At 29.6% G+C, this 25646-nt stretch carries 36 protein-coding genes; 35 read left to right on the top strand and 1 reads right to left on the bottom strand.

Features of this window, described 5'->3' with window-relative positions:
* Positions 1 to 106: 106 nt before the first annotated feature.
* The 6 genes from UEQ13_RS05990 to UEQ13_RS05965 all read left to right on the top strand — a co-directional run bounded on the left by UEQ13_RS05990 (position 107) and on the right by UEQ13_RS05965 (position 7671).
* Positions 107 to 3214, top strand: a complete 3108-nt coding sequence (locus UEQ13_RS05990; RefSeq protein ID WP_329805456.1) for an Eco57I restriction-modification methylase domain-containing protein — start codon at positions 107 to 109, stop codon at positions 3212 to 3214.
* Between the two features lie 178 nt (positions 3215 to 3392).
* Entirely contained in the window at positions 3393 to 4271 is an 879-nt protein-coding gene (locus UEQ13_RS05985) for an Abi family protein (protein WP_329805455.1), read from the top strand.
* 368 nt (positions 4272 to 4639) lie between these two features.
* A complete protein-coding gene (locus UEQ13_RS05980; RefSeq protein WP_329805454.1) occupies positions 4640 to 5206 on the top strand; it encodes a hypothetical protein in 567 nt (188 codons plus the stop codon).
* Between the two features lie 58 nt (positions 5207 to 5264).
* Positions 5265 to 5531 (top strand): helix-turn-helix domain-containing protein, encoded by a 267-nt coding sequence (locus UEQ13_RS05975; RefSeq protein ID WP_166125779.1) that lies wholly within the window; start codon positions 5265 to 5267, stop codon positions 5529 to 5531.
* Between the two features lie 4 nt (positions 5532 to 5535).
* Entirely contained in the window at positions 5536 to 6567 is a 1032-nt protein-coding gene (locus tag UEQ13_RS05970) for an AAA family ATPase (protein ID WP_166125777.1), read from the top strand.
* A 39-nt stretch (positions 6568 to 6606) separates the two neighbouring features.
* Entirely contained in the window at positions 6607 to 7671 is a 1065-nt protein-coding gene (locus UEQ13_RS05965) for a DUF6371 domain-containing protein (protein WP_329805453.1), read from the top strand.
* A gap of 449 nt (positions 7672 to 8120) precedes the next feature.
* On the opposite strand, the gene UEQ13_RS05960 is transcribed toward UEQ13_RS05965, so the two are convergent.
* Positions 8121 to 8444 (bottom strand): helix-turn-helix domain-containing protein, encoded by a 324-nt coding sequence (locus UEQ13_RS05960; RefSeq protein ID WP_329805452.1) that lies wholly within the window; start codon positions 8442 to 8444, stop codon positions 8121 to 8123.
* A 91-nt stretch (positions 8445 to 8535) separates the two neighbouring features.
* Here UEQ13_RS05960 and UEQ13_RS05955 point away from each other — a divergent pair, with 91 nt between their 5' ends.
* From UEQ13_RS05955 to UEQ13_RS05815, 29 genes are all read left to right on the top strand, one after another.
* A complete protein-coding gene (locus tag UEQ13_RS05955; RefSeq protein WP_329805451.1) occupies positions 8536 to 8820 on the top strand; it encodes a hypothetical protein in 285 nt (94 codons plus the stop codon).
* A 20-nt stretch (positions 8821 to 8840) separates the two neighbouring features.
* Positions 8841 to 9383 (top strand): helix-turn-helix transcriptional regulator, encoded by a 543-nt coding sequence (locus UEQ13_RS05950; protein WP_329805450.1) that lies wholly within the window; start codon positions 8841 to 8843, stop codon positions 9381 to 9383.
* Positions 9384 to 9472: 89 nt separating this feature from the next.
* A complete protein-coding gene (locus UEQ13_RS05945) occupies positions 9473 to 9658 on the top strand; it encodes a hypothetical protein (RefSeq protein WP_329805449.1) in 186 nt (61 codons plus the stop codon).
* Positions 9659 to 9661: 3 nt separating this feature from the next.
* Positions 9662 to 12538 (top strand): primase-helicase family protein, encoded by a 2877-nt coding sequence (locus tag UEQ13_RS05940; RefSeq protein WP_329805448.1) that lies wholly within the window; start codon positions 9662 to 9664, stop codon positions 12536 to 12538.
* A 10-nt stretch (positions 12539 to 12548) separates the two neighbouring features.
* A complete protein-coding gene (locus UEQ13_RS05935; protein WP_329805447.1) occupies positions 12549 to 13067 on the top strand; it encodes a hypothetical protein in 519 nt (172 codons plus the stop codon).
* 190 nt (positions 13068 to 13257) lie between these two features.
* Positions 13258 to 13587 (top strand): hypothetical protein, encoded by a 330-nt coding sequence (locus tag UEQ13_RS05930; RefSeq protein ID WP_329805446.1) that lies wholly within the window; start codon positions 13258 to 13260, stop codon positions 13585 to 13587.
* Positions 13588 to 13774: 187 nt separating this feature from the next.
* Entirely contained in the window at positions 13775 to 14185 is a 411-nt protein-coding gene (locus UEQ13_RS05925) for a DUF2528 family protein (protein ID WP_329805445.1), read from the top strand.
* Positions 14175 to 14459 (top strand): hypothetical protein, encoded by a 285-nt coding sequence (locus UEQ13_RS05920; protein ID WP_329805444.1) that lies wholly within the window; start codon positions 14175 to 14177, stop codon positions 14457 to 14459. Before UEQ13_RS05925 ends, UEQ13_RS05920 begins: the two co-directional genes overlap by 11 nt.
* On the top strand, positions 14440 to 15096 hold the full coding sequence (locus UEQ13_RS05915) for a hypothetical protein (RefSeq protein ID WP_329805443.1): 657 nt from the start codon (positions 14440 to 14442) through the stop codon (positions 15094 to 15096). The genes UEQ13_RS05920 and UEQ13_RS05915 overlap by 20 nt, the downstream gene beginning before the upstream one ends.
* 11 nt (positions 15097 to 15107) lie before the next feature.
* Positions 15108 to 15293 (top strand): hypothetical protein, encoded by a 186-nt coding sequence (locus tag UEQ13_RS05910; protein ID WP_329805442.1) that lies wholly within the window; start codon positions 15108 to 15110, stop codon positions 15291 to 15293.
* 9 nt (positions 15294 to 15302) lie between these two features.
* Complete coding sequence (locus tag UEQ13_RS05905; protein WP_329805441.1) at positions 15303 to 15584, top strand: DUF3127 domain-containing protein; 282 nt, start codon at positions 15303 to 15305, stop codon at positions 15582 to 15584.
* Between the two features lie 199 nt (positions 15585 to 15783).
* Positions 15784 to 15987: a hypothetical protein gene (locus tag UEQ13_RS05900; RefSeq protein WP_329805440.1), complete on the top strand. Its 204-nt coding sequence runs from the start codon at positions 15784 to 15786 to the stop codon at positions 15985 to 15987.
* Positions 15988 to 16320: a DUF3850 domain-containing protein gene (locus UEQ13_RS05895; protein ID WP_329805439.1), complete on the top strand. Its 333-nt coding sequence runs from the start codon at positions 15988 to 15990 to the stop codon at positions 16318 to 16320.
* An 8-nt stretch (positions 16321 to 16328) separates the two neighbouring features.
* Positions 16329 to 16532 carry a hypothetical protein gene (locus UEQ13_RS05890; RefSeq protein WP_329805438.1) on the top strand — a complete coding sequence of 68 codons (204 nt, stop codon included), beginning with the start codon at positions 16329 to 16331 and terminating at the stop codon, positions 16530 to 16532.
* Positions 16533 to 16537: 5 nt separating this feature from the next.
* Complete coding sequence (locus tag UEQ13_RS05885; protein WP_329805437.1) at positions 16538 to 16804, top strand: hypothetical protein; 267 nt, start codon at positions 16538 to 16540, stop codon at positions 16802 to 16804.
* Between the two features lie 5 nt (positions 16805 to 16809).
* Entirely contained in the window at positions 16810 to 17142 is a 333-nt protein-coding gene (locus UEQ13_RS05880; RefSeq protein ID WP_329805436.1) for a hypothetical protein, read from the top strand.
* 5 nt (positions 17143 to 17147) lie between these two features.
* Positions 17148 to 17315, top strand: a complete 168-nt coding sequence (locus tag UEQ13_RS05875) for a hypothetical protein (protein WP_329805435.1) — start codon at positions 17148 to 17150, stop codon at positions 17313 to 17315.
* Positions 17316 to 17337: 22 nt separating this feature from the next.
* Entirely contained in the window at positions 17338 to 17595 is a 258-nt protein-coding gene (locus tag UEQ13_RS05870) for a hypothetical protein (protein WP_329805434.1), read from the top strand.
* Between the two features lie 343 nt (positions 17596 to 17938).
* Entirely contained in the window at positions 17939 to 18250 is a 312-nt protein-coding gene (locus tag UEQ13_RS05865; protein ID WP_329805433.1) for a hypothetical protein, read from the top strand.
* Between the two features lie 2 nt (positions 18251 to 18252).
* On the top strand, positions 18253 to 18558 hold the full coding sequence (locus UEQ13_RS05860; RefSeq protein WP_329805432.1) for a helix-turn-helix domain-containing protein: 306 nt from the start codon (positions 18253 to 18255) through the stop codon (positions 18556 to 18558).
* A gap of 1030 nt (positions 18559 to 19588) precedes the next feature.
* The gene (locus tag UEQ13_RS05855; RefSeq protein WP_329805431.1) at positions 19589 to 20080 is read left to right on the top strand and encodes a hypothetical protein; all 492 of its coding nucleotides are present in this window, start codon (positions 19589 to 19591) and stop codon (positions 20078 to 20080) included.
* A 5-nt stretch (positions 20081 to 20085) separates the two neighbouring features.
* On the top strand, positions 20086 to 21549 hold the full coding sequence (locus UEQ13_RS05850) for a hypothetical protein (protein ID WP_329805430.1): 1464 nt from the start codon (positions 20086 to 20088) through the stop codon (positions 21547 to 21549).
* Complete coding sequence (locus tag UEQ13_RS05845) at positions 21546 to 21995, top strand: hypothetical protein (protein ID WP_329805429.1); 450 nt, start codon at positions 21546 to 21548, stop codon at positions 21993 to 21995. The genes UEQ13_RS05850 and UEQ13_RS05845 overlap by 4 nt, the downstream gene beginning before the upstream one ends.
* 3 nt (positions 21996 to 21998) lie before the next feature.
* Positions 21999 to 22469: a hypothetical protein gene (locus UEQ13_RS05840; RefSeq protein WP_329805428.1), complete on the top strand. Its 471-nt coding sequence runs from the start codon at positions 21999 to 22001 to the stop codon at positions 22467 to 22469.
* A gap of 5 nt (positions 22470 to 22474) precedes the next feature.
* Entirely contained in the window at positions 22475 to 23026 is a 552-nt protein-coding gene (locus UEQ13_RS05835; protein WP_329805427.1) for a hypothetical protein, read from the top strand.
* Between the two features lie 57 nt (positions 23027 to 23083).
* Entirely contained in the window at positions 23084 to 23611 is a 528-nt protein-coding gene (locus tag UEQ13_RS05830) for a hypothetical protein (RefSeq protein WP_329805426.1), read from the top strand.
* A complete protein-coding gene (locus UEQ13_RS05825) occupies positions 23595 to 24140 on the top strand; it encodes a peptidoglycan recognition protein family protein (RefSeq protein WP_329805425.1) in 546 nt (181 codons plus the stop codon). The genes UEQ13_RS05830 and UEQ13_RS05825 overlap by 17 nt, the downstream gene beginning before the upstream one ends.
* Before the next feature lies 1 nt (position 24141).
* Positions 24142 to 24735 (top strand): hypothetical protein, encoded by a 594-nt coding sequence (locus UEQ13_RS05820; protein ID WP_329805424.1) that lies wholly within the window; start codon positions 24142 to 24144, stop codon positions 24733 to 24735.
* 4 nt (positions 24736 to 24739) lie between these two features.
* Positions 24740 to 25621, top strand: coding sequence for a Clp protease/crotonase-like domain-containing protein (locus UEQ13_RS05815; RefSeq protein WP_329805423.1), 882 nt, complete (start codon positions 24740 to 24742; stop codon positions 25619 to 25621).
* The last annotated feature ends 25 nt before the right edge of the window (positions 25622 to 25646 follow it).

Here is a 25646-nt window from a genome sequence, read left to right as displayed (position 1 = left end):
GCAATGCTTTTTGAACGTTTTTGCAATGGTTGGTTTGTTAATAAGTATATTTTACTTAACAATTAAATTTTTATAAATTGTACTCTCAATTAAGCAACTTATAAAAATGCCATTATTTCAAAATTCCGTAGTTTCCAAATACTTAAAAAATCAAAACTCAACTTTGCTTTTGCAAAAATGGGAAGCCTATAAAAAGCACTTCCTAAATTTAAAAGTTCAAGAGGATATTAAAAGTCTGAAAGAAGAACAATATCAAGGCGAGTTTTTAGAAGACTTGTTTGTTAAGATATTAGGCTACACCAAGCCAGCATCTTCAACGGAAATAAAATTTAATCTTACTACCGAATATAAAAACGTAAAAGACAGCAAAAAAGCTGATGGAGCAATTATTATTGAGGACAAAGTAAAAGCAGTTATTGAATTAAAAGGCACAAACACAACCGATTTAGGTAAAATTGAAACACAAGCGTTTGGATATAAAAACAACCAACCCGATTGCGTTTATGTGATTACTTCCAACTTTGAAAAAATCCGATTTTATATTGATAATGCTATTGAGTTTTTAGAATTTAATTTGTTTCAATTAACTCAAACCGAATTTGAATTATTGTATTTATGTTTAGCTTACGATAACCTTTCCAAAGGCATTGCAAAAACAATCAAAGATGAGTCGGTAAGCCAAGAAGACGTTATTACTAAAAAATTATACAAAGATTATTCGCTTTTTAAACGAGAATTGCATCAAAATTTAGTGGCTTTAAATCCACAATATGAACCGATTGAACTTTTTAAAAAATCTCAAAAATTATTAGATAGATTTTTGTTTATTTTCTTTGCCGAAGACAGAAACTTATTACCTACAAATTTAATTTTTCGTATTAATAAAGAATGGCAAAATTTACGCTCTATGCGTATTGAAGTGTCTTTATATGAACGATACAAAATATATTTTAACGACTTAAATAGTGGTGCAAAAGTGGTTTTGCCAGCCTTTTCACAAACGACTTCAAACGTTGTGGAAGAACATCAAATTTTTGCCTATAATGGCGGATTGTTTAAAGCTGATGATATTTTAGACAACATTAAAATTGACGATGCTGTTTTGTTTAAACACACGGAAAATTTAAGCAATTATGATTTTGCAAGTGAGGTTGATGTGAATATTTTAGGGCATATTTTTGAAAATTCGTTAAACGAGTTAGACGAAATAAAAGCACAATTAGAGGGGGAAACAATTGATAAAACGAAAACCAAACGTAAAAAAGACGGCGTTTTTTACACCCCAAAATACATTACCAAATACATTGTAGAAAATACAATTGGTAAGTTGTGTGAGGAAAAGAAAACCGAATTGCAATTGGCAGATGAAGATTATACAACTGATAAAAAGCGACAAAAGAAAACCCTACAAGCATTAATTGATAAAGTTGAAACTTACAGAAGTTGGTTATTGCAACTAACCATTTGCGACCCTGCTTGTGGTAGTGGTGCATTTCTTAACCAAGCCTTAGATTTTTTAATTGCAGAACACCAATATATTGACGAATTAAAAGCTAAATTATTTGGAGATACTTTTGTGTTAAGTGATATTGCAACAAGCATTTTAGAAAACAACCTTTTTGGTGTTGATTTAAACGAAGAAAGTGTTGAAATTGCCAAGTTGGCTCTATGGTTACGCACCGCACAACCGAACCGAAAGCTTAACGATTTAAATAGCAACATTCAATGTGGTAACTCGTTAATTGACAATGCAGATGTAGCTGGTAATAAAGCTTTTAGTTGGCAAAATGCTTTTCCTAAAGTATTTGCGAAAGGTGGCTTTGATGTAATTATTGGAAATCCGCCTTATGTAAATGTAGAAAATCTTGATTTAGATGTAAAAAAATATTTATTTGATAAGTATTATTCTGCTCAAGGTAGAACAGATTTATATGTTTTGTTTGTAGAAAAAGCTATCAATATAATTAAAAATGATGGCTTAATGGGCTTAATTATACCATATTCATTTATAAATCAAAATTATGCTCAAAATATTCGCGAGAAAATTATTGATTCGAATCATTTAATATCGATTGTAGATACAAGTAAATATTTTGTATTCTCGGATGCAATTGTTAAGACTATAATTTTAATAATTGGTAAAGAAAAAACTAAAGAAATAACAAAAATTTACCGTTCTAATGTCCCTTCTAAATTGGAAGAATTTTATCATGAAATTAATCAAAACGATTTTCTTAAATTAAATAAATGTGTTTTTGAAACAAAACCTTTTTTAAATCTTTTAGAAATAAAAAATAAATTAGAAAATAATTCTAAACGATTAGAAGATTTATGTCTTATTGCTTATGGTGTTAGAGTGAATAGTAAATTCGATAAAAATAAACCAAAAAGTTATTATGTACATTCTGAAAACAATTTAGACTATAAAAAATTTATTGAAGGTAAGGATATAAATAGGTATTCACATAATCAAACCTCTTGGTTAAACTATCAGCCAAATGAACATTACAATTCTATGTTTCCTGAATTATTTGAAAATGAAAAATTGTTTTTTATAAATGTTGTTTCAGACAGAATTAGGTTTTCATATGATAATGATAATTTATATAATAGTCATACTGTAATAAACTGTATCAAAATTGATAAACTGATAAATTCAAATCATGTCTCAGCAAAAAGAATAGTTGAAAATAGTGATATAAATTTAATTTCTAATTATACTTTAAAATACATATTAATAATTCTTAACTCTAATCTAATCAATTGGTATTTCCTAAACTTTTTAAGTGAAGGACTACATTTTTATCCTGATGATGCTAAAAAATTACCAATAAAAGTTTTAGAAAAAGAAAAACAACAACCATTTATTGAAAAAGCAGACCTTATGCTTTCATTAAACAAAACTTTGCAACAGCAACAATCAAAAGTTATAAATATGTTGCAAAGGGATTATGATTTAGAAAAGCCTACTAAAAAACTTGAAACTTGGTACGAGTTATCGTTGCAAAGCTTTTTTGCGGAGTTGGCAAAAGCCAAAATTGTATTGTCAGCAGTACAAAAAGATGAAGTTCAAGAGTATTTTGAAACCTACCAAAAACAAGCCGTTGAAACAAAAAACCAAATCATTGCAACGGACAAACAAATCGACGCAATGGTTTATGAGTTGTATGGATTGAGTAATGAGGAAATTGAAATTGTAGAAAGTTCAAATTAAAGACAAACGTAGTAAGCGATTCACGAACACAAAAAAAACAATAAAAAAGAGTGAGTAAATTGAAATTGTTGAGAATAGTTAAAAGAATTATTGTTAAAAACTGAATTTGTTTGTGAATAAGTTTGACTTTCATTTGATATAATAAAACACAACCTTTGTAAGATAGAAATTAAGAAGTATGGGAAATATAGCCACAAGTTTTGGAGAACAAATAAAAAGACTTGAAGAAAGAGGTATGAATTTAGATTATGACCAAGAAAAAGTAAAAGAAATTTTATTAGACATTGGTTACTACAGATTAGGTTTTTATTGGAATCCTTTTGAAAAAAACAGAAAGCATGAATTTAAAGATGGTACTAAATTTTCTGATGCTGTTTCATTATATTATCTTGATGTAGATTTAAGAAACTTGTTATTAAAATGCCTTAATAGGATAGAAATAAACTTTAGAACAAAAGTAGTCTATTATGTTTCAAACGCTAATAAAAATTCCCCAACTTGGTTTATTGACCCAAAAGTTATTAGTTCAGATTTTATTAATTCAATAGAATTGCATTACAATGATGATTTTAAGAAAAATAATAAAACTATAAAACTGCATCATAAAAAATATATTAATGACAAATATGCACCAGCTTGGAAAACTTTAGAGTTTTTTACTTTTGGCGCAATATTAAAGGTTTTCAAAGAATTAAATGATACTGCAATAAAAGAAAGAATTTCTAATTTGTATGGTATTCAAAATCTGCAAAAATTTATTAATCTAATGGAAACAATTGTTTATGTTAGAAATGTTTGCGCTCATGGTGGTGTTTTGTATGATTTAAAATTACCTAAAAGTATTTCTGCTATTCCAGACATTAATTTTAATAGTCAAAACAGATGTTCTTTAGATGATTCGATGAAAGTAATTCTATACATTTTAGGTAAAATATCAGACAACAGGAAACTTGATATTGAAAAAGAAATAGATAAAATATTTTCAGAATATTCTGATAATGAAGTGATTAACAATATAATAGCAACAGAAATAGGTTATAGAAAAATTAACTCTTAATATTTGTATTATTCAAAATGTATATATACATTTGCACTATACAAAGTGCCTTATTATTCATAGCATTAATGGTGCACTCTAAAAAAATAATTTAAACCCAGACTTGCTCTGGGTTTTTTATTTTATAAAAACGCAATCTAAACAATGTTGCTTTTGCATTATATTTAAAAAAAATATTGTGTTTACTTCTCAAAGAACTTCTTTCTACATTTAAAATATGTCAAAAAATAATTTAATTTGAATGAATCCAATTGTAAAATAAATTTATAATATAATCGCTGGAACAAGAATATTTTTTTTCTGTTTTGGTGATTTATAAAGTAATTTTGAAATAAACTAAAATAAACTAAACAGAATATATCCATAATATGAACGAATCAATTTGCTTTACCGTTGAAGAATATAAAAGTACTTTTCAATATTTACTGAATGAATTTATGTTAGCTACCGCAAAAACAGAATTAGACTTTTTTAATTATCAATTAGAAATTTATAATAATGCGCATGTAGTTAGTCATCAAGATTTTGAAGGAGCACTTTACGGTGGAACTGTTGTGAATATGGATAAATTTCAAGAAGTTATTGATTTTATTCGAGTTAAAATTGCGGAATGTAAATATGGAAAAACAGAAGCGGAAGAAGTAGAAATTGATTTAAGTGAAACTAATGGTAGAGAAAAAATAATTTATTTGCAAAAAATGGGAATAATTGATTTTTTAAGAACAAAAACACCATTTAATACAAACACACATAGTTTAGCATCTTTTTTATCTGGAATTACTGGAATAAAAACATCATCTATTTATCCAATGATTAATCCTATTGTCAATAATTCTGTTTCGCAAACGAACAACCCAATGAACTCATTAAAGGCTGTTGAAAAAGTAGAAAAAGAATTAATCCGAATTGGAATAAATTTAAAAGAAACGATTTAGGTTAAACCCAAAATAAACCTAAAGTTCATTTGCTCTTATTAATTAAAAAATAAGAAAAATGAATCAAATTTTATTAAACGGCATCACAATTGAACAATTAGCCGAAGCACTTAAACCATTGTTGCAACCTCAAGCAACAAAAGAATCACAACAACCCGAAAACGATTTAATGACCCGAAAAGAAGTTTGTACTCTTTTGAGTATAAATTTCACGACTTTATGGAAACATACTCGTAGTGGTAAACTATTAAGTAGTGGAATAGGAAACAGGGTGTATTATAGCAGAAAACAAGTTTTAGAAGCGGTTAAGTCAATTAATTCATAGCAATATGGATAAAGATAAACAGGCAATTGGTTTAACCGATTTTAGCAATGTAATTGACAAAGCAATGCAATGCGAAGTTAAGACAACAGAAAATGGTTTATTTTTGATAAAAACAGCTAATGAGTGGATGGAGGAAGCAAAGAACCGACCAATACCGAAGATGCTTTTTAGTCAACTATGGTATGAGGGTGAAATATGTATTTTGTTTGCTGATACCAATTTAGGGAAATCAATTTTAGCAGTTCAAATTGGCAACAGCATAAGTAAGTCAGAACATATAATTGGGTTCAAAATTGAAACTCAAAAACAGTCTGTTCTTTACTTTGATTTTGAATTGTCGGATAAGCAATTTCAAAATAGATATTCAAAAGATTATACCGAAAATTACAACTTTGACAATAATTTTTTAAGAATAGAAATCAATACCGATGCTGATTTACCAATTAATCAAAATTTTGATGACTTTCTTATCTTGTCAATCGAGCAAAGTCTTTTAAAATCTAATTCAAAGGTTTTGATTATTGACAATCTCACCTACTTAAAAACCGATAATGAAAAAGCAAAAGAAGCTTTACCATTAATGAAAAAACTTAAAGAATTAAAAAGCAAGTACTCACTTTCAATTTTGATTTTAGCACACACGCCAAAAAGAGATTTATCAAAGCCAATTACAAGAAATGATTTGTCAGGAAGCAAAATGCTTATGAATTTTTGTGATAGTTCCTTTGCTATTGGAGAAAGTAACCAAGACAAGCAAATAAGATATATCAAACAAATTAAACAACGTAATTGTGAGCAAGTATTTGATACAGATAATGTTTGTATTTGTCATATAAATAAAGAATATAATTTTTTACAATTTGAGTTTATTGGTTATGGTAATGAACGTGAACACCTAAAACAATATACTGATAAAGACCGTGAAACAAACATTGAAAAAGTAAAGGAATTAAACATACAAGGAAAAAGCCAAAGGCAAATTGCTACTCAATTGGGTGTGTCAGTTGGGACTGTAAATAAATATTTAAAGTTGTAAAGTGTTCATTCTGTTCACGGTGTTCACAGTGTGAACAGTATGAACACCGTGAACAGTAAAAATTTAAATGCGATGAAACAATACAAATACAATTTAGATAAAAGCAGTAAAAAGTTTGTTTGTCCAAAATGCAACAAACGAACCCTTGTAAAATATAAAGAAACGGAAACAGGAAACTATTTGAATGAAGATTTTGGACGTTGCGACCGTGAAACAAATTGTGGTTTTCATAACACACCAACAGGCGAGTTTAATAATCCTTTTGAAGTGGTTAATATTCCGAAACCAAAACCAAGTTTTCATAATTTCGATTTAGTAAGTCAAAGTGGTAGGAATTACAAAGAAAATAATTTTATCCAGTTCTTAAAAACCATTTTTACAGAAACTGAAGTAAAAGAAGCAATACTAAAATATTTGATAGGAACATCAAAGCGTTGGAATGGTGCTACAATATTTTGGCAAATTGATAATTTGCAAAAGGTTCACGCTGGTAAAATTTTACAATATGTTTCAAAAACTGGCAAACGACACAAAAACGAAGACGGCAAAAGTTTAATAGATTGGGTACATAGTATTTTAAAACGAACCAAAACAATCAATGATTATAATCTTAATCAATGCTTATTCGGTTTGCACCTAATAAATGAAAGTAATGCCAAAACCATTGCACTTGTTGAGGGAGAAAAAACAGCAATTATGATGAGTATATTTAAACCTCAATATATTTGGTTAGCCACAGGAAGTAAACAAGGTTTTAAATATGAAAATCTGAAACCAATTAAGCAATATAAAATTATTGCATTTCCTGATAAAAGCGAGTATGCAGATTGGTTTAAAAAAGCCACCGAACTCAATATCTTAGGTTTTGATATAATTGTTAATGATTGGCTCGAAAATACGAATTTTGAAGCAGGAACAGATTTTGCAGATGTATTACTTATTGAAAAAAAAGAAGCTGAAAAAAATAAAAAACATGAAATTATTTATACCGACACCGAAAATATTATTAACGAATTTGAAACACACACACCCGAAATTTGGAATCTAATTGAAACGTTTGGTTTAGTAGATTGCAACTGGAACGAAATAAGAAAAGTAATTTAACATAAATAAATTATTTCAATTGCTTTGCAAAAATAGAAAATTGTTGTTGCAAAGCTTATATTTTATGATATTACAACCCAGTTATTAAAGGCAATGACTGTAACAAAGTTTTAATTATAATTTTGCAATGCTTGTTTAATAGTTTTTGCAATGTATTAAAAACAAAAAATTTTATTCTGTTGCCTTTATATAAAAAGCAAAATCCTATCAAATAACTGATAGGATTTTTTTTGCTTAATTTATTCAGCAATCTAATATTAAACATCATTTTAGTTAAAACATTTTTAATGTAGAAAACTATATTTTTATATATCGGTTGACTAAATGTTGACTAAAAATAACGTTAAGCCTTATAAATATGCTTTGAAAGTGACCTCGGCAGGGTTATCTAACCATCGTAAGCACTCTAATTTTACACAGGTTTGTAAATTCCACGTGTCATATACGTGTCATTTCTTTATAAATTCTAGCTTTAATTTTTCTAATTCTGTTATTATTTTATCAATCTTTTCTAATGGATTCGTAGAATAAACTGTTGGAGGTTCATTCAAAACGTTAGTGTCTTCTTCAGGATTTTCAACATCATTTCTAACCAACCAATTAATATCAATATCGGTATTATCGGCAATTGCCTTAATCATATCACCAGTTAAATTGTTTTGTAAAACATTTCTATTAAAAACTGTTGCATTAAGACCTATGCTCTTCGCAAATTTACTCTCGCTCAGACCTTTATCCTTAAGGATTAATTTTATTTTTTCTTGAAATTCCATTTAGACCGATTCTAAATTAATAATTTTAACTACTTTTTAGTATCAACTTATATACTATTTAGTATATATTTGTGACATAATTAATACTTATATGACAAAGATAATAGAAAAAAGCAATAAACAAGATGTGCAAACGCATATTGACAACGCCTATGAGATTATCAAGGATAGTCTTCCAGTTGGCTATGTAGAAAAAGTTTTATCAAAACTTAAATCAGACAAAACTTTAAACGCTGGAACTGTTAGAAATATTAAAAATAGAATTTCAAAATATCCTTTTTCGAGATTAGATGTATTAAACGCCTTAGTGGAAGTGGCGAATGAATATCAAGCATCTGTTCAAAAACTAGCGAACAATTTAAAAACCGATAACTAAATTATATAACCATGCAAATAATGCCAGGATTACTAGATAACTCATTCGAGTTTTTTAATCACAATACAGATTTGAAGTATGTGAGCGATGGAAAATTAAAACCTTTTGAAGAAGCTCCGACTTCTGTTATACTTCTACTTCAAGAAGCAATAGAAAAAGAACCTCAGTCAAAAGCTATTTTAATGGATTGGTTTCCAAATTCAGAATTCAATCAACTTAAAAAATTTGCAAGCTGCCGATTAGGTGGTTTGGATTTAACTCCAGACATCGTAAACGGAGAATTGCAAAAAGGAGAATATTGGCACTGTCCAAATCGTGGTAACTGTCCAGGAGAAGGAATTGTTTGTTTGGCGCCAACATTTAACGGACACGAACTTTCAAAGACTGAAATTGAACTAATTAAATTATCAACAACAAATAAAACAAATGAAGCTATTGCGGATATTTTAGGATTGCCAATGGGCACATTCCATAAATTCAAAAATATTCTTCATAAAAAGCTAGGTAATATTCAAACAAAGCAGTGTATGACAAAGATTGCTATTGAAATGAATTTTATCTAAACCACGTTCTTACCCTTTGTTATGTGTACTTACACATCAATTAAATTAATTAACTCCTCTCACGGGAGGAGTTTTAAAAATAAAGCAATATGAATAGTGAATTTCAATCAAAAATAAATCGTCTTGAAGGCGAAATAAAACAATATCAAAATAGTGGACTATTTTCTGAATTGGAAGCAGTTCCATTAATAAAAAAAGCAGAAGCCGAAATTGAAAGACTTCAATTGGAGCAAGTAAAATTAATCGATTCAACCAATCACATTGAGATAAAATAATTTATGAGCTACGTTAAAGACACAGATATATTCGACAAAACCAACGGAGGTCTAGATATAATTTTATCGTATTACCCAGATGCAGCTAGAGTGTTTCATAAAGCGGCTAAGTCTTTCAAAATAAGAAACTCTGAAAAAACTGCATCAGCTTCATTAAAAGAATTAGCTGGAGGGATTTGGATTGTAACTGATTTTGGAGGTGATAGTGTTTCAAGAAACGGTATACAGGTTTGTATGCTTGAGGAAAATGTTACTTATGCTAAAGCTTGTGAAATACTTGGCGCACAATATGGTGTTGAAGGTGCAAAAATGCAAGTCTTCACTCCTTCTATTGAAAAACGTCCTTTAAAATCAAAAGAAAAAAAGGGTGATTATATTTTCAATTATCATGATACTATTCCGGAACATTTATTAAAGATACTCGGGCCTAGAATTAATCAATCTCATTGTGATGAAATCAATTTAAAAAGTTGTAAAAGTTTCACTTTCTGTAAAGAAAATGAAGCAATTGTAACTACTGCTACTGATGAATATCCAATTTTCGTTTTTGATTTTGGAACATGGCAAAAGATTTATCAACCAAATTCATTTGAAAAACAATATCGTTTTAGATATGCTGGAGAAAAACCTAAAAAACATGTTTGGGGATTAGAAGCGATTAAAAAAGAATTCGAAAAAAGAAAGAAAAAAATTGAGAATGAAGATGATTATTATGACGAAGATGATGAAGAACCGTCTAAAAAGAAGAAAAAGAAAAAGGATCCACGTTTAGACAGAGTTTTCATTGCAAGCGGTGGTTCTGATGGATTAAACCTTAGAAGTTTTGAGCATTATGCGATTTGGTTTAATTCAGAATCGGAACAAATCGATTTTGAAGAATACAAGCAATTAAAAATTTACGCTAAAGAAATAATCTATCTGGGGGATTTAGATTCAACGGGTGTAAAACAGGCTTTAATAGTTGGTTTAAAATTCCTTGACATCAAATTATTGTGGTTGCCAAACACTTTAAAAGCATATAAAGACAAACGTAATAACCCTTGTAAAGATTTCAAAGATTATGTAGAAAAATTCTACCAAGACAAATCATTAGTCTTTGTAAACGGATTTAATAAACTTATTGCAAACGCATTGCCATTGCAATTTTGGACAGAACATTTCGCGCAAAACGGAAAGCTTCAGTACAATTTATCAAATACCAGGTTATATCATTTTTTGTCGATGTTAGGATTCGGGCGTTATGAAACCGAAACAAATAAGGAAGGTTACATATTCGTAAAAAAAGAAGGATCTATTATCAGAATTTTAGAGCCTTATGAAATTGAAAATTTTGTACATGAGTTTCTAGAAGCTCGCGGAATGAATCCAGAATTAAGAGATTATGTCTACAAAAACAATCAATTAGGAGAAAGAAGTTTGTCTAAACTGCCAAAACTTAATATTGATTTTTCATCTGCAGACAGAGAATCACAATATATGTTTTTCCCTAAAAAGGTTTGGAAAATTACTGGCAATGAAATTTTAGAATACAAACAAGGCGAAGTAGATAAGTACGTTTGGGAAGATAAAATAATCGATTTTGAAATAAAATTAGATGATCCGCATTTTGAAATTACCAAGGACGAATCTGGAAACTTTGACATTGAAATTTTGAATAAGGAAAATATGTTTTTCAATTATCTAATTAATACTTCTAGAGTTCACTGGAAGGAAGAATTAGAAGAATATTTTGAAGACAGACCTAAAGGCGAATTTGAAGCTGAGCAATATTTCAAAGAAAACAAATTCAATATTGCTGGTCCAAATTTATCTGAAGACAAAAAGCACGAACAAAAATTGCATTTGATCAATAAAATTTACAGCATTGGTTATACGCTGCACCAATACAAGAATTATAATAAACCTTGGGCAGTTTTTGCAATGGATAATAAAGTTTCAGATTTAGGAGAATCACATGGTGGTTCTGGTAAGTCTTTGTGTTATTCATTTTTAAATAAAATTTTGAAACGTAGGGTTTATTTAAAAGGGCGTGATCCAAAATTAACACAAAACGATTTCATCTATCACGAGGTTTCAGAAGATACCGACTATATTTTAATCGATGATGCTACACAATATTTGAATTTCGATTTCTTCTTTTCTGAAATCACAGGTTCTTTGAAAGTGAATCCTAAAAATGGTTCACCGTTTGAAATTCCGTTTGAGAAGTCTCCGAAATTCGTATTCACATCAAATTTCGCTTTAAGGAATGTTGATCCATCAACAGCTCGAAGATTGTTGATTTCTGTTTTCTCTGATTATTACCACGGACAAAACGATGATGAATACAAACAAGTGAGAAAAGTATCAGATGATTTCGACGGTAAAAACTTGTTTACGGATTTCGATTGGAAGCAGTACAATTACTATTACAATTTCTGTGCACAGTGTGTGAAGTTCTTTTTATCAATTGATGAAAAATTAAATCCGCCAATGGACAATGTTACCAAAAGAACATTGCAAGCTGAAATGGGTGATGTATTTATGGGTTGGGCGGAAGGCTTTTTCGGTCAATTAAATCCAGATGGTGTAAGCTTTAAATATAGGGATGCAATTTTCTCTAAAGAAGATTCATTTGAAGATTTTATGAAAGCAACAAAGCAACAAAAGTGGTCTCCTGCTAAATTTAAAAAAGCAATTTCGGCTTATTGCAAGTGGAATAAATGGGTTTTAAATCCAAAAGACATGCATAATTCAACTGGAGGTAGAATTATAAAATCAATTTCAGGAAAATCACAAGAAGTATTATTTATCAATACACAAGTTGCACAAGAATTAAATAATGTAGAAAAAATTATAACAGAATCAGAAGCTAAAAAGATTTTTGGCGAAGATGTTTAAATAGATCATTATGGAAATCAAGTATTATTTAGTAAACGCTTCACTTTCAAAATGCGAAAGTGAAGACTTCAGAAAAATGGATGGTTCATTCCTTGAAAACAGATTTTTTTTCACAAAAGATATTGTAACAAGGGAATTCAAAAATACCTACAGATTAAGAGGTGTAAACGCTAAAGTTCATCGCGACGAACTTCAAGATGCCCTGGAGAAATATACAGAAATTCAAATTGATTTTTTAGTTTCATTGGGGTTAGTTTATAAACTAAACAATACTTACAACCAAGATGATTATTGTTTTAAAATGTACTTGAAAACAGCTGTTGAGTTTGACATTTTTAATAGTCCAAAAGAAGTATTATCAGGTGCAATTTATTATCTACTTAATGAAAGTATGCAGTTTACTGGTCCATATTATTTAGATGATAATACAGAATTGGAATTGATGTACGAAAATTTAAAAAAAGGAATTGTGATGGTTCCACATAAAAAACAAACATACGAAAGAGTTTTAATCGCTAAAGCATCATAATTATGTGCTCAAAAGAAGACATACAGTCAATTGTAAATAATTGCAACTCAATAGCTGAGTTATTTAAATATGTTAGAATAATAAAAAGGTTTAACGTAGAATATGGACAACCGCTTCATAACATAGAATATATCTCTTTAAAAAGAGTAAATGAATTGAATTTTTAATTGATAACTAAATTTTATACACAATGGAAAACACACATTATTTTTTGCAGTTAGGACACTGCAATGCAACGAAAAATAAGTTGCAACATGAAACTTTTGAATACTTCAAAAGTTTAGATGGGTTACTAATTGAATCATCTGAATTACCAGAACTGAAGGAACGTATTAAAATAGAAATTCAAAAGCTAAACGAGAAGTATCGCAGAATGAAATCACTTCCAGTAAATTTTGATGCAAGGCGATTTAAAAATCAAATTTATGTTGAAACATGTGAGGCAATAAATTTTAAAATTACTGCAGCTAAATTAGTTATCATCGAAAAACTAGACTACTTCTCACCAACTCTAAATTAACAATGCCCGGTGCAAGAAAAGAATATCGAGTAATATTAAGTGAACTCGATAGTAAAGGCCTTATGGTAAGTATTGTGAGGGTTTGTGAAAAGAACTACAATTTTATCATAAACGGCGAAATAGTCAAAAACTATAAAAAAAGAGAATCAGCAAACAAAAGGTTATTAAAACTGCAAAAACAGAATAAATGAAAAAATATACAGGAAAAAAAGCATTTAATATTGAACACCAACCAACAGGTGGAGAAATCACGGTAGAAATTGATTTTGATAAAGTTAATGAACTAATGGAGAAAAAAGAAGTTCCTATTTTGGAAACAATCAAAGAAATGGTTTTGTTTTGGACTAGTGGCGAAGAATTAATCGAAGATTATGAAGGCGATTATGTAAAAGCTTTCCTTAAAAATTTGTGCCAAAAAGCATTAGGAATCCAATATGAATTTTACGTAAACACTTCAGGTGTTATAAGGCATTTTGAAAGTCAAGAAGGTTATTGTTCAATGGATGGTTCTATGGGAATAAGATTATTAGAAGTTTCAGAAATGGAGCTGTCATATTTTGAAGATTACACAATAAAAGAAATCACTGATGAAAAATAACGAGGAAAAATTTTGCGAAGCATATAATGCTTTCTGGGGAAATAGTTTAACGTCTCCGCAACAATTAAAATGTCATGCAATGGATGGCGATGAACTTCAAGAATTCTGCGAATTTTATTTCAAAGAAAATTTAACAGAATCAGCGCTAAGGCATTTTTATGTAAGAACCAATAAAGCCAATATCTGGCTTGGTATTATGATTGGAATTTTGGTAACATTTCTCCTGGTAATCACTTTATATTTTATTTATGAAAATGCATCCAATTTTATTTAATACAGAAATGGTTCAGGCTATTCTTCAAGGAAGAAAAACCCAAACACGTAGAACAAAAGGACTAAATATTATAAATATAGATCCTTCGGATTGGAAAATAGAACAACTTAAATCTCTTTGGGCAAAAAGCGATATTAATGGTTTTAAAAAACTTAAAAAGCCTTACGAGGTAGGCGATGTTCTTTGGGTTCGTGAAAATTTTTATTCAATTGAATCTGAAAACCATTGGAGTGTTTCTCAAATGGTTATGTGTGAATCTAAAATATTTTATGCTGCGGATATTCAAAATCATGAAACAATACGACCATTGCATAGAGGAAAAAGCCGACCTTCAATTCATATGCCCAAAACATTCGCAAGAATATTTCTTCAAATAAAAGATGTCAGAATAGAAAAATTAAATGATATATCTGACAAAGATTCAATTGCTGAAGGGATTAATACAGAGAATTGCGAAGGAAAAGAATGCTATTATTTTTATCCTAGTAATGATCTTCGTGATGATAGTTATTTAGACTCTCCTAAAACTTCATTTTATTCTCTTTGGAATTCAATTAATGGAGAAAAAGCTTGGGCTTTAAATCCTTGGGTTTGGGTAGTCGAATTTGAATGCATAGAAAAACCAATAAACTTTTAATCAGCATTATTATGTCAAATTTAGAATACACTATCTATGTGTTAGAACAAAAAAATAAACATTTAGAACAAATGATTGAATGGATAAAAGAAGCACATGGTAATTCTGTCACTACAGAATATACAGGAGACGAAAGTCCTTGGGAATTAAAAGAATATATAGACGAACAAATTGAAAATTATAAACAAATCAAATAAATTAAACACATGGAAGTAGTAGCAAAAATCGTAAGAATTAAAGACACTCAAGAAGTAGGTCAAAAGAATTTTAAAATTAGAAATGTTCACGTAACCACTGAAGAACAATATCCACAAACTTTAGAAATTCAATTTGTCCAGGACAAAACTGCAGAATTAGATAATTACAAAGCTGGTGACAAAGTTAGAATCAGCGTAAATCTAAAAGGAAAAGAAGTTACTAAAGAAAACGGCGACATAGCTGTTTATAATACAATTGGCGGATGGAAAATAGAAAAACTAGCTCAGTAACTGAACTAATTAAGAAAATTGAAGTTGTTGAAAAGTACGAAATGTTCCTTATAGGATTTTTCACAGGGGCGGTATTTCTAATGATATTATTATTAGTAACAGCTCGCTTTTTTTTAGAAAATGTAATTTAATAACCGGAATTCATCGGAATTTCAGGAATTATAGGAATTCCGATGTGTTTCATAATAAATAAAATCGTATGAATATTTTAACAGATAAAAAATTTAGAGCATCTACTTGGCTTGATAATGCAAAAGTAGTAGAAGGAACTTTACAATTGGCAGATTTCAGAACCTGTGAACCTGCAGATTTGAATACCAACAAAAATGGTTATAACTTGATCATTGTTGAAAAACACGGTGCGCGTCATATGATTGCTCCAGATACACTTGAAATTATTTAAATGAAAGTTCACGTGTTAAAACTCCAGCAGCCTTTTTTTGATGATGTTTATTTTAACAGAAAAGAATTTGAAGTCAGAAAAAAAGACAGAAATTTTGAAGTTGGAGACAGAATAAAATTTTTAGAGTTTCCGTATGATGCTCTTCAAAAATTTGTAATTAAAGATGTGAAATACATTTTAGAAGGCGGACAATATGGAATTGAAAAAGGATATGTTGTATTAGGATTAAAAGAAATGGAAAGCAAATATGACATTCCTAATTCAAGAGGTTCTTTTTGGGATGAAATAGCAAAGGAAACTGTTGAAATCGCACATAAAAAAGGTTATATGTAAACTAAATTATGATACTAAGAAATTTAAACACGACCGTTTTAAAAGAAGATCATTATTATTTGGTAAAAATAAGAGATTTTTCAGTAAGTGGTTTTTGCATAGCGCAAGCTGTAAAAATCAATAACAAATTAGAACTTCAAGAAGAAGTTTTACTCAGTACTTTAAATAAAAATAAAGTAACTGGAATTCAAAGATTATCAACTAAAGATTAATAAAAATGAACGTAGATACATTGGAAAATAAAATAGGCTTTCAGATCAGTTTTTTAATACATTCTGGTAAGCCAATTGAAGACACAATTCGAGATTTAAAACTTATTGCTTTAGAATATGCAGAGCAGTACAAACAAAAATCTGAAAAATGGGATGAATTAGAAACTGAAATATCTAATTTTTATAATCAAGAAAACGAATCTTCTGAAGAAGAAAACGATTCTTTATTAGATATTGGAGAGGCAGCAGCTTTAGCATTCGGATTTATTTAAAAATTATGTCAAAATATACAGCAAGCGGTGAAACTCCTATAAGATACGAGTGCACGAAAAGAAAATGTAAGTGGCAAGGAACCGATGTTGAAAAATACGTTTCCGAAATAGAAGGTACTTCTATGCAAGAATTAGTTTGTCCAAAATGTTCTAATAATGAATTTTATGGTTTACGTGAAGGATTAAGATTTACTCATATTGAAACTGGAAATACTGGTGTTTTTGTAAAACATTATAAGCCGTCAGGAAAGCCATACACAATGCAAATTAAACTTGATGATGGCAGAATATTTTTTGCACCAAAATCTGAATTCAAGCAGTCTAATTCTAATAAATAAAAATCATGAAAGTACACGAAGTTCCTGTTGGATTTAAATTTCAATGTCCAACAAGAGGAGAAGGAGTTATTACAAAAGTAACACCAAGAACCCTAACAGCAAAATTTCAAAAGTCTACTTCTAAAATAACATATCGTTATTTAAACTGTGATTTTTCTCCGTCGGATTATTAGCACTAATTTTAATTTGAAAAAAATGACAGATATTGAAGTATTTAAAAAATTTATGGGTTGGATGCAAATGGAAGTGTCCAAAGAAAAACAATTAGAAGATGGAAATACTATAATGGTGTTTTCAGACCCACAAAAAAACACAGAAATATTTACAAAAAGTGGTTATGATGAATTTTATGCAGGTATTATTTTTGACAAAGATGGTAATATGGTAAAGGGATATATTGATTCACACATTGCTTACACATCTGCAAATTGTGATTTGATGGATAAAATGTAGCCTTGCACATAACGGTAAGGTGCTTGGCGAAGTGCAAGGCTTCGTGACCGATTTTTTTCGGTTTAGCACTAAAGATGATGCGGAAAAGTAATTCCATTAAATCCTTGCATTTTGCCAAACACAGGTTATAGGCAGGCAATTTGACCACATTCTTTGAAATATTGGAAATTAGATTAAAAATTTGTTTTCGTAAACCCTTGTAAAATAAGGGAAAATAAAAATAAATTAAAAATAATTACCATTTATGGTAATTAATATAAATAAGTGTTGTATATTTGTACAAGAGTTAAGGAAGTGATTTACACGGCAAACTTTAAAAAGGAGATCAGCAACTTCATAACAAATGGCAAAAATTAAGATGAAAACTTTAATCAAAACAAACGAATTCGGAAAAGTAACTAAAGCTTTTTACAACAACGAACAAAGTGCAATTGATGCTTCTAATTCTTTCTTAAGAGATTGTACCGTTCACAGATTAGAAAGAGAAAAAAGAACTATTGAAATTATTGATTTTGAATTTGAAAAATATGGTTTTTCTAAAATGCCGATTTTTGCACAATATGAAGTTAATAATTTAGGTTTATTTGTAAAAGCAGTTTTTCAAGGTTTAGGAAATCAAAGATTTACAACAACAAATCAAGTAACTGAATTATAAAAATGGAACAAAATAAAAATGAAAACGAGCAATGGAAGTTGCTCGTTTTACTTCTTGACGAAATCAGACAACAAAAAAAACTATCAAATTTAAAAGTTTCAGAATTAAGCGGGATTGCTCCTGCTCATACTTCCCGTTTTTTCAGTTGTAAATTTCCTCCAACTTTACCAACTTTCTTAAAAATTTCTAAAGCAATTGGAGTTAATTTCTTCTTTGAAGACAAAGAAAGTAAAACTGATTTAAATTTAGCAATGGAAAGAGCAATGGAACAACTCGGAAGAAGAGTTGATAAACTGCCTAAGAACTAAACACATCTAATTTCCAATATTTCAAATCCAATCTTTATCCGTAATGATTGGCTTTTTGCTTGCCTATAACATATCGCTTGACGAAATTGCATTTTCAACTATCTAAAAATAAACGACTTATAAAATTCACAATTGCGTATTATTAAATATAATTTAAGTGACAATAAGTAAAATCAAATAAAACCACTCCATCGAGTGGTTTTTCTTTTTAAATTTGTCGCATGATATTATTCGAGCTCGACATACAACTTAAATCAAATTATTCTTTAGAGTACGAAGAACAAGAATACCACGAAGCGTATATCGCTCATTTCCGACACGAATTTTAAAAATGGTTACAATCTTCCGGAATAAACTTTAGTATGAAAATCTGCATCGATATTTACTATTTAGCTGAGCAGCGTAAATTCTATATCAATTCAATTTCAAAACACGAAAACCAAATAAGGGATGAGATAAAATCAGACGCCAGGTTCTCCGAAAAATACTTCACGAATACAATTATCAGCTCTGCTGATAATTAATAAAACACAGCCCTTTTTTGGGCTGTTCCTTTATAAAATACCCACAATACAATCATTGGCTCTGCCAATGAAAAAAAACAGGTTCGCAGAACCGTTCATTTATTAAATTACTTACGGCCAAAAACGCGACTTTTCCCACTCCCCACCCCCACAAATTAAAAGACGTTTCAAAAATGTAATTTTGTAATATATGGTGGAATGTGCCGAAGAATCTAGTATTTATTATTACAATTTAGTTGTAATTTTGTAATAGTAATTACAAAAAAAATGTAATAAATAGAAAGCGTACAAAAATGAATTTATCTTCTTCCTCTGAATTACAAAACAATTGTATTTTATAACTACTTTAAAATCAATTAATTACAACGATTAAAACCAAAAATTACAGAATTACAATTTTTTAGTGAACTTTTCAAGAATTTTAAAAGATTTACATACTTATTTAATACCTACTTTTTAGTAGATATTAAAATACTTTTTAGTATATTTGAAATAAAAATTTCAGTATGCAATTACTTGATAGAGTGGTAAGTAATATTCATTTATGCGGTGTAGAATTATCTTTTAATTCTACAGTTGTGCCATCCAATATTAGTGGATGGCAGCCGTTTTATAATAGCACATTTCAAAACTATGATTTTCAAAAAGCATACGCTTCACTTGCTTCAATAAATTTCGATGAAGAAAGTAATGAATCTAGTTCTGGTACTTCATATAAGCAGAAAGTAACTTTTCGTTTTCCAAATTCCGATTCACAACGATCAAACAGAATTAATCTTTTAGGTAAGGTAAAATTTATTAAACTAAAACAAACCAATGCTTTAGATATAGTTTTTGGCAGAAATGACTTCAACCAAAACGCAAGGCCTAAAATGAAAATCAAACAAAACGAACAAATTTGCGAAGTATCGTTTGAAACATCTAGCATTTTTCCATCTGGTTATACTCCAAATTTAAACGCATTCGGATTGCCAGTATTTATTCCATTATCATTTTAATTAATATGTCAGTATTTCCATTAAACATACCCGAAAAAATAAATACTCCAGAATTGTTAGCCTTTTTTCAGCAATTCGGGTTAGATAAATATTTGAGTGCAGAAGAAATAAATAAAATGACTGCAGGTTTAGCTGAACTAAAAGAAGCTTCTACTAACGTAGCAATTATAAACACAATTTTTGTAAACAACAGTTTCACAAAAGTTGGCCAGATTTTTAAAGGGAATGCTGGAACGCAATGGAATATAAACGGATTAAATTATACAAATCCTACAGATCAAGAAATTACTATTCCATTATGCGCGACAGGAAAAGTAAGAACCGACAGAATTGTTCTAGATACTACTAATAATTTTGTCAGAGTTCAAGGTGTAGAATTTACAGCTAATCCAGTTGCGCAATCTAAACCAGTTAATACTATAGATTATACTTTTATTCCTGTTAACGATTCTGAAGTTGGTGAACCTGATACTCCAACTGTAGGAAATATATTCAATAAAAAAGATTACGACAAAGTTTATACTTTCAATGCTTCAGGTGCCAATGTTGAAATTCCTTTTAACGTAAGTGGTTTTAGCACAATTGAGTTAACAGGTTCATTGACTTCTGTTAAAGGATTTTCTTTTACAGATTTAGACGCTAATCCAACGTTGGCAGAATGGCCACATAAAGGCAAACCAATTTATTTAATAAACAGAAGCGGTCATAATATTGAATTGAAACACAATAATTTAACAGCAATTCTTCCATTTAATTTTGATAGTGGTTCAAGTATTATTTTTCCTAATAATGGGAAAATTTTGCTTAAGGTAATGACTAATAATGTAATTGATTTTTTTAAAAGTTGGGGTGATACATCTGAAAAACTAGATAAAGTTTCGACAGTTGATGTCGAGAAAGTTTATTTAAAAAATGCTGATGGAACTCAGGGCATGAAACCTGTGAGTGAAATTGGAGTTAGTAAAAGAACTCACTTTATAGAATTTTCTTTTGCTGGAGGTAACTTCAGTAATGCCAGTGGTTACTGGTTTTATGTAAATAGTTACGGCGGTAAATATAATCAACCTTATGGACCATTAAGTACATTAACGCCATCTGATAATTTTGCAGCATTTTATAATGCATTTTCCGAAAGAGTTCCTTTTGATTGTAAAGTTAAGAATGTATATGTACATGCTTTTAATAATGGTCTTACATATAATTTAGAATTAGCTATTTTGAATTTTAAACTTGCAAGTACTTTTGGTTCGTTTGCTGGAAGCGGAGTAACTGATAGAGTTATTATTGCTAGAGAAACAAATAGTATTAGTGGCGGAGGTGGGATAAATAAAGCAATGAGTGATAGTAATGTAGATAATGATTATATCTTGAAAAAAGGCAGCTGTAATAAGCTGTTTATAAACACTGGAGGATCGACCAATGCACCGATTCAAAACCCATTAATAATAATTGAAGTAGAGGAAGTATGATACAACTAGTAAATTCAGAAGGGTTTAGTCTTGGATTGTATCAAGATGAAACTGCAATATTAAAAGAAAAAAGTAAAGGCGCAATTGAAGTTCCAATTTGTGAAGGAGTTTTTACACGTAAGAAATGGAACTTTGATAATGAAATTTGGACAGAAGGTGCAACGCCTCAAGAAATTTTAGAAGCAAGTAAACCATTAGTTCCTCAAGAAATTTCAAAAATGGCATTAAGTCTTAGGCTGTTAGAAAGAAACATATCGGATCAAGATATTTTTGATGATATAGATTCAATTCCAGACTCTATGTTTCCGCCATTAGAAAAAGCAAAAGCGAAAGTAAAATATATCACTGCTAGAACATTCGAACGTCATGACGCCGATTTGAATTTAGTAGCAACAATGGAAGGACTTTCACAAGATGATGTTGATCAAATATTTATAGGTAATTAAATTATGCTAGGAAGTAAATCAGAATATTTTTTTCAGTCCGCTGAAGCTTTACATATAAGAAAATTAAGTTTAATTACTTATCTAAATATTAATTATTATTCAACTAGTGAAATTAATATTTATTTAAAAGCTTTCAATTATTTCTGCAAAAATCCTAAACAATTTGATGGGGCTACAATTGTAAAAGATTTATATCATATTCCTGGTCTAGATATTAATGCAATGCTTCATGATTATTTATATATAATTTTCAAAACATCAGCTAATTGGTATGTTCGTTTCTATTCTGATTGGCTATACGCTAAAGAAATGGAACGAACTGGAAAAGGGTTTTTGTCCTGGATAAATTTTAGTTTGCTAATACTTACCTATCCGTTCTGGACGCCGTATATATATTTGATTAAAGGAAAACGCTGCACAAAAGAAGATAGATTTTTGTTTTTTGAAATTTACGAAACGCTTATAAAAAAATAAAACTAATGACAAAAGAGATTGTTCCAGTTAAATTAAGAGATCATTTAATACCATTCTTTTTTGAAGAAATGGAAGGAACAACAGCTTCATACGATGGACAAAAAGCAAAGATGATAAGATTGCTTCCATCCTCGTCATTAGCAAACTATTTATATACGCACATTGGTTACGAAATTAAAAACCAAGGAAAGCCAAATGACAACTTCATTTTGTATTTATCTGTAAATACTCAAAAAACTTTCACCTTTACCGGAACTATTTATATTGACAGCAAAGGTGTAAAGAATGAATTAATGTTGCCAATTGATAAGGTAAGAGATATCAATAATTTATTAGAAGATATTTTCAGAATCTCAATCGTAAATTTTATTGAAGGTTGCAAAATAGGACGTTTACCTGTAAGATTTGGCGTTAATGCATTCATGGAAAAATACAATTTACTTGAATATGGTTTCGAATCTGAAAGCGTTCGTAAAATGTACTACGAGCAAAAGAAAAAAAAAGCCTTGAGTAGATTTCAAATCCGCTCTAGTAATAATGTTTTAGGCTTTTTGTAGAAATTTCACTTCACACGCTTTACTAATTTTTTTACTCAATTTCGTAAAAAAATTAGCATGGTTCTTTCTTTAAAAACATTCTTCATAAAACACGTTGTGATTATTCACAAAGGTGTCTTATCAGCTAAACTAAAATCGAGTGTTATTTTAGGTAGTACATTTTCTCCGTTTGCTCTTTTGCTTGAAAATTTAACAAATTGGTATTTAAGTAATGTCATTACAATTTGGATTATAATGGGTGCGGTTTTATGTGATTGGGCGGTTGGAATTCTTAAACACATAAAATGTAAAACATTCTCATGGAAAGAAAACGCAAAAGGACTTCTTGTTAAAGTTGCAATGATAATTTTTGGTGGGTATTTAGGAGAAGCATTACCTCATTTTTTAGGGGGTGAAAATATTTTATCCAACGGTTTAATTATGGCTTTAAGGCTTTCTGTTTTCATGTATCCAGCTGCGTCATGTTGGGCTAATATGTCGATTGTTACTAATGGTAAATTTCCTCCAGTTGGACTTATGAATAAGATTAAAAGTTTCAATCAAAATTTTAATGTAAAAGAATTGACGAATGAAAAACAGAGCTAAAGACATTAGATATATTGTGGACCATTGCCAAGCAGGTACTGGTACGCTTGAAAGCATGAAGAAATATTGGAAAGAAGTTTTGGGTTGGAATTCTCCTGGTTATTATGCTTGGGTTGATTTTGATGGAACCGTACACTACTTAGCTGATTTCAATGATATCACAAACGGAGTAGCTGGCTTTAATAAACAGGCTATTCATATTTGTTATCGTGGTGGAGTTGAAAATATTGGAACTGCAAAAAAACCAATTTATAAAGGAAAAGACACACGTACACAAGCTCAAAAAAACGCACTTATAAAACTTCATTTAGAAATAATTGATAGGCTTAGTGATGATGGAAACGATTTGCAGGATGTAATGATTGTAGGTCATTATCATTTTAGTACAGACCAAAATAAAAACGGTGCAATTGAATCGTGGGAGCGTATTAAAGAATGTCCTTCTTATGATGCATATAAAGAATATGCTTTTTTAATGGAAAAACACAATCCTTTATATCACAAATTAAAATTACCTAAAAACAGATAATATGAAAAAACACATTATGATCGGAATTAAAATCATTGTGATTTTATTTCTGCTTTCAGTTTTATTTTTCCCGTTAGCTTCTTGCTCAAGTTTGAAAAAATCAAAGCAAAAATCTACGACTGAAGTTAAATCGGAAATTAAAATTGATTCTTCAGTTACTGAAAATAAAGTTGAAGAAACTAAAATCATCGAAGCAACAAAAGCAACTGAAAAAGTTGTGGAAGAAACAAACGAAATTGAAGTTTCAGATGGCCAAGAATTAGAAGTAACTAATTATGATGCCAATGGCAAAAAAACAGGTTCAACAAAATATAAAGGTTCTGGAAAATCAAAAAAAACAACCAGTACTAAAAACACAGATGCAACATCTAAAAAAGAAAGCCAATCAAAAACAGATTCTAAACTAGAAATCGATTTGTCCAAGCACAACAGTGTGGAGTCTAAGGTTTCGGAAGCAAATCTAAATAAAGAAAAAAGTGGTTCAATCTTTTCTAGTTGTCTGTTTTGGCTTTTTCTAATAGTGATTGCTGTTTTGCTTTACTTAAACAAACGCTTTAAGTGGTTGTTATCTTTTATTAATTCCTTAAATAAATAAAATCATGAGTGTAGATAAATTTATAACTGATTTATATAAGGGTCAATGGGCTATGAACGTTGAAGCTTATAAGTACTTCTACCCTATTTTCAAAGACATTGTTGAAGGTAAAAAAGTTGGTGCAGATATAAAAGCAAAAAATTTCATCGAATTATTTGATGATGAAAACAATCCGGTTAGACCTAATCAAGATGGGCTTGTAGAAATTCCAGAAGGTTCAACTGCAATTGTAAATATGTTAGGCCCTATTTCTACTTACGGAAATTGGTGGTTTTATGGTGCTGATGAAATTGTAGCTTCATTAGAAAAGTTAAACAGGAACCCAAACATAAAAGCAATATTGATTTTTATGGATGGTCCGGGCGGTGCAGTTTCTGCAATTTCTCCATTCTTAAATTTTGGAAATACCAGAGATAAAAAGAAACCATTGGGAATTGTTTACGAACAAATGTGTTCTGCTCACTTGTATTTAGCATACGGAATGCAACCGGACTTTGTTTGGGCATCAAATAATATAACTGCTAATGCTGGTTCATTAGGAGTTATGCTTTCTTATTTAGATGATCAGAAATGGATGGAAATGAATGGGCTTGAAAAAGTTGCCGTTTATGCTAATGAAAGTGAAGATAAAAATCTTCCTGTAAGATTAGCGCTAGAAGGAAAATTTGATTTAATAAAAACGGAAATGCTTTCTCCGTTAGCTAAAAGATTTCAAGCGGATATGATTCGTTTAAATCCAAATCTAAAAAAGGAAGTACCTGGTGTTTTAACTGGGAAAGTGTTTTATGCTGATGATGCCATTGAAGTTGGGTTTGCTCAACAAGTTGGTACTATTCCAGAAGCATTAGCACGATTAACTATTTTGAGTGAACTTAAATCACTATAAAAACCAATGTTTAATTTTTAATTTT

It is taken from the genome of Flavobacterium facile (assembly GCF_036321945.1).
Lineage (GTDB): Bacteria > Bacteroidota > Bacteroidia > Flavobacteriales > Flavobacteriaceae > Flavobacterium > Flavobacterium facile.
Note: the sequence above shows the minus strand (reverse complement) of the source record. Positions and strands in the feature narration are given on the sequence as shown.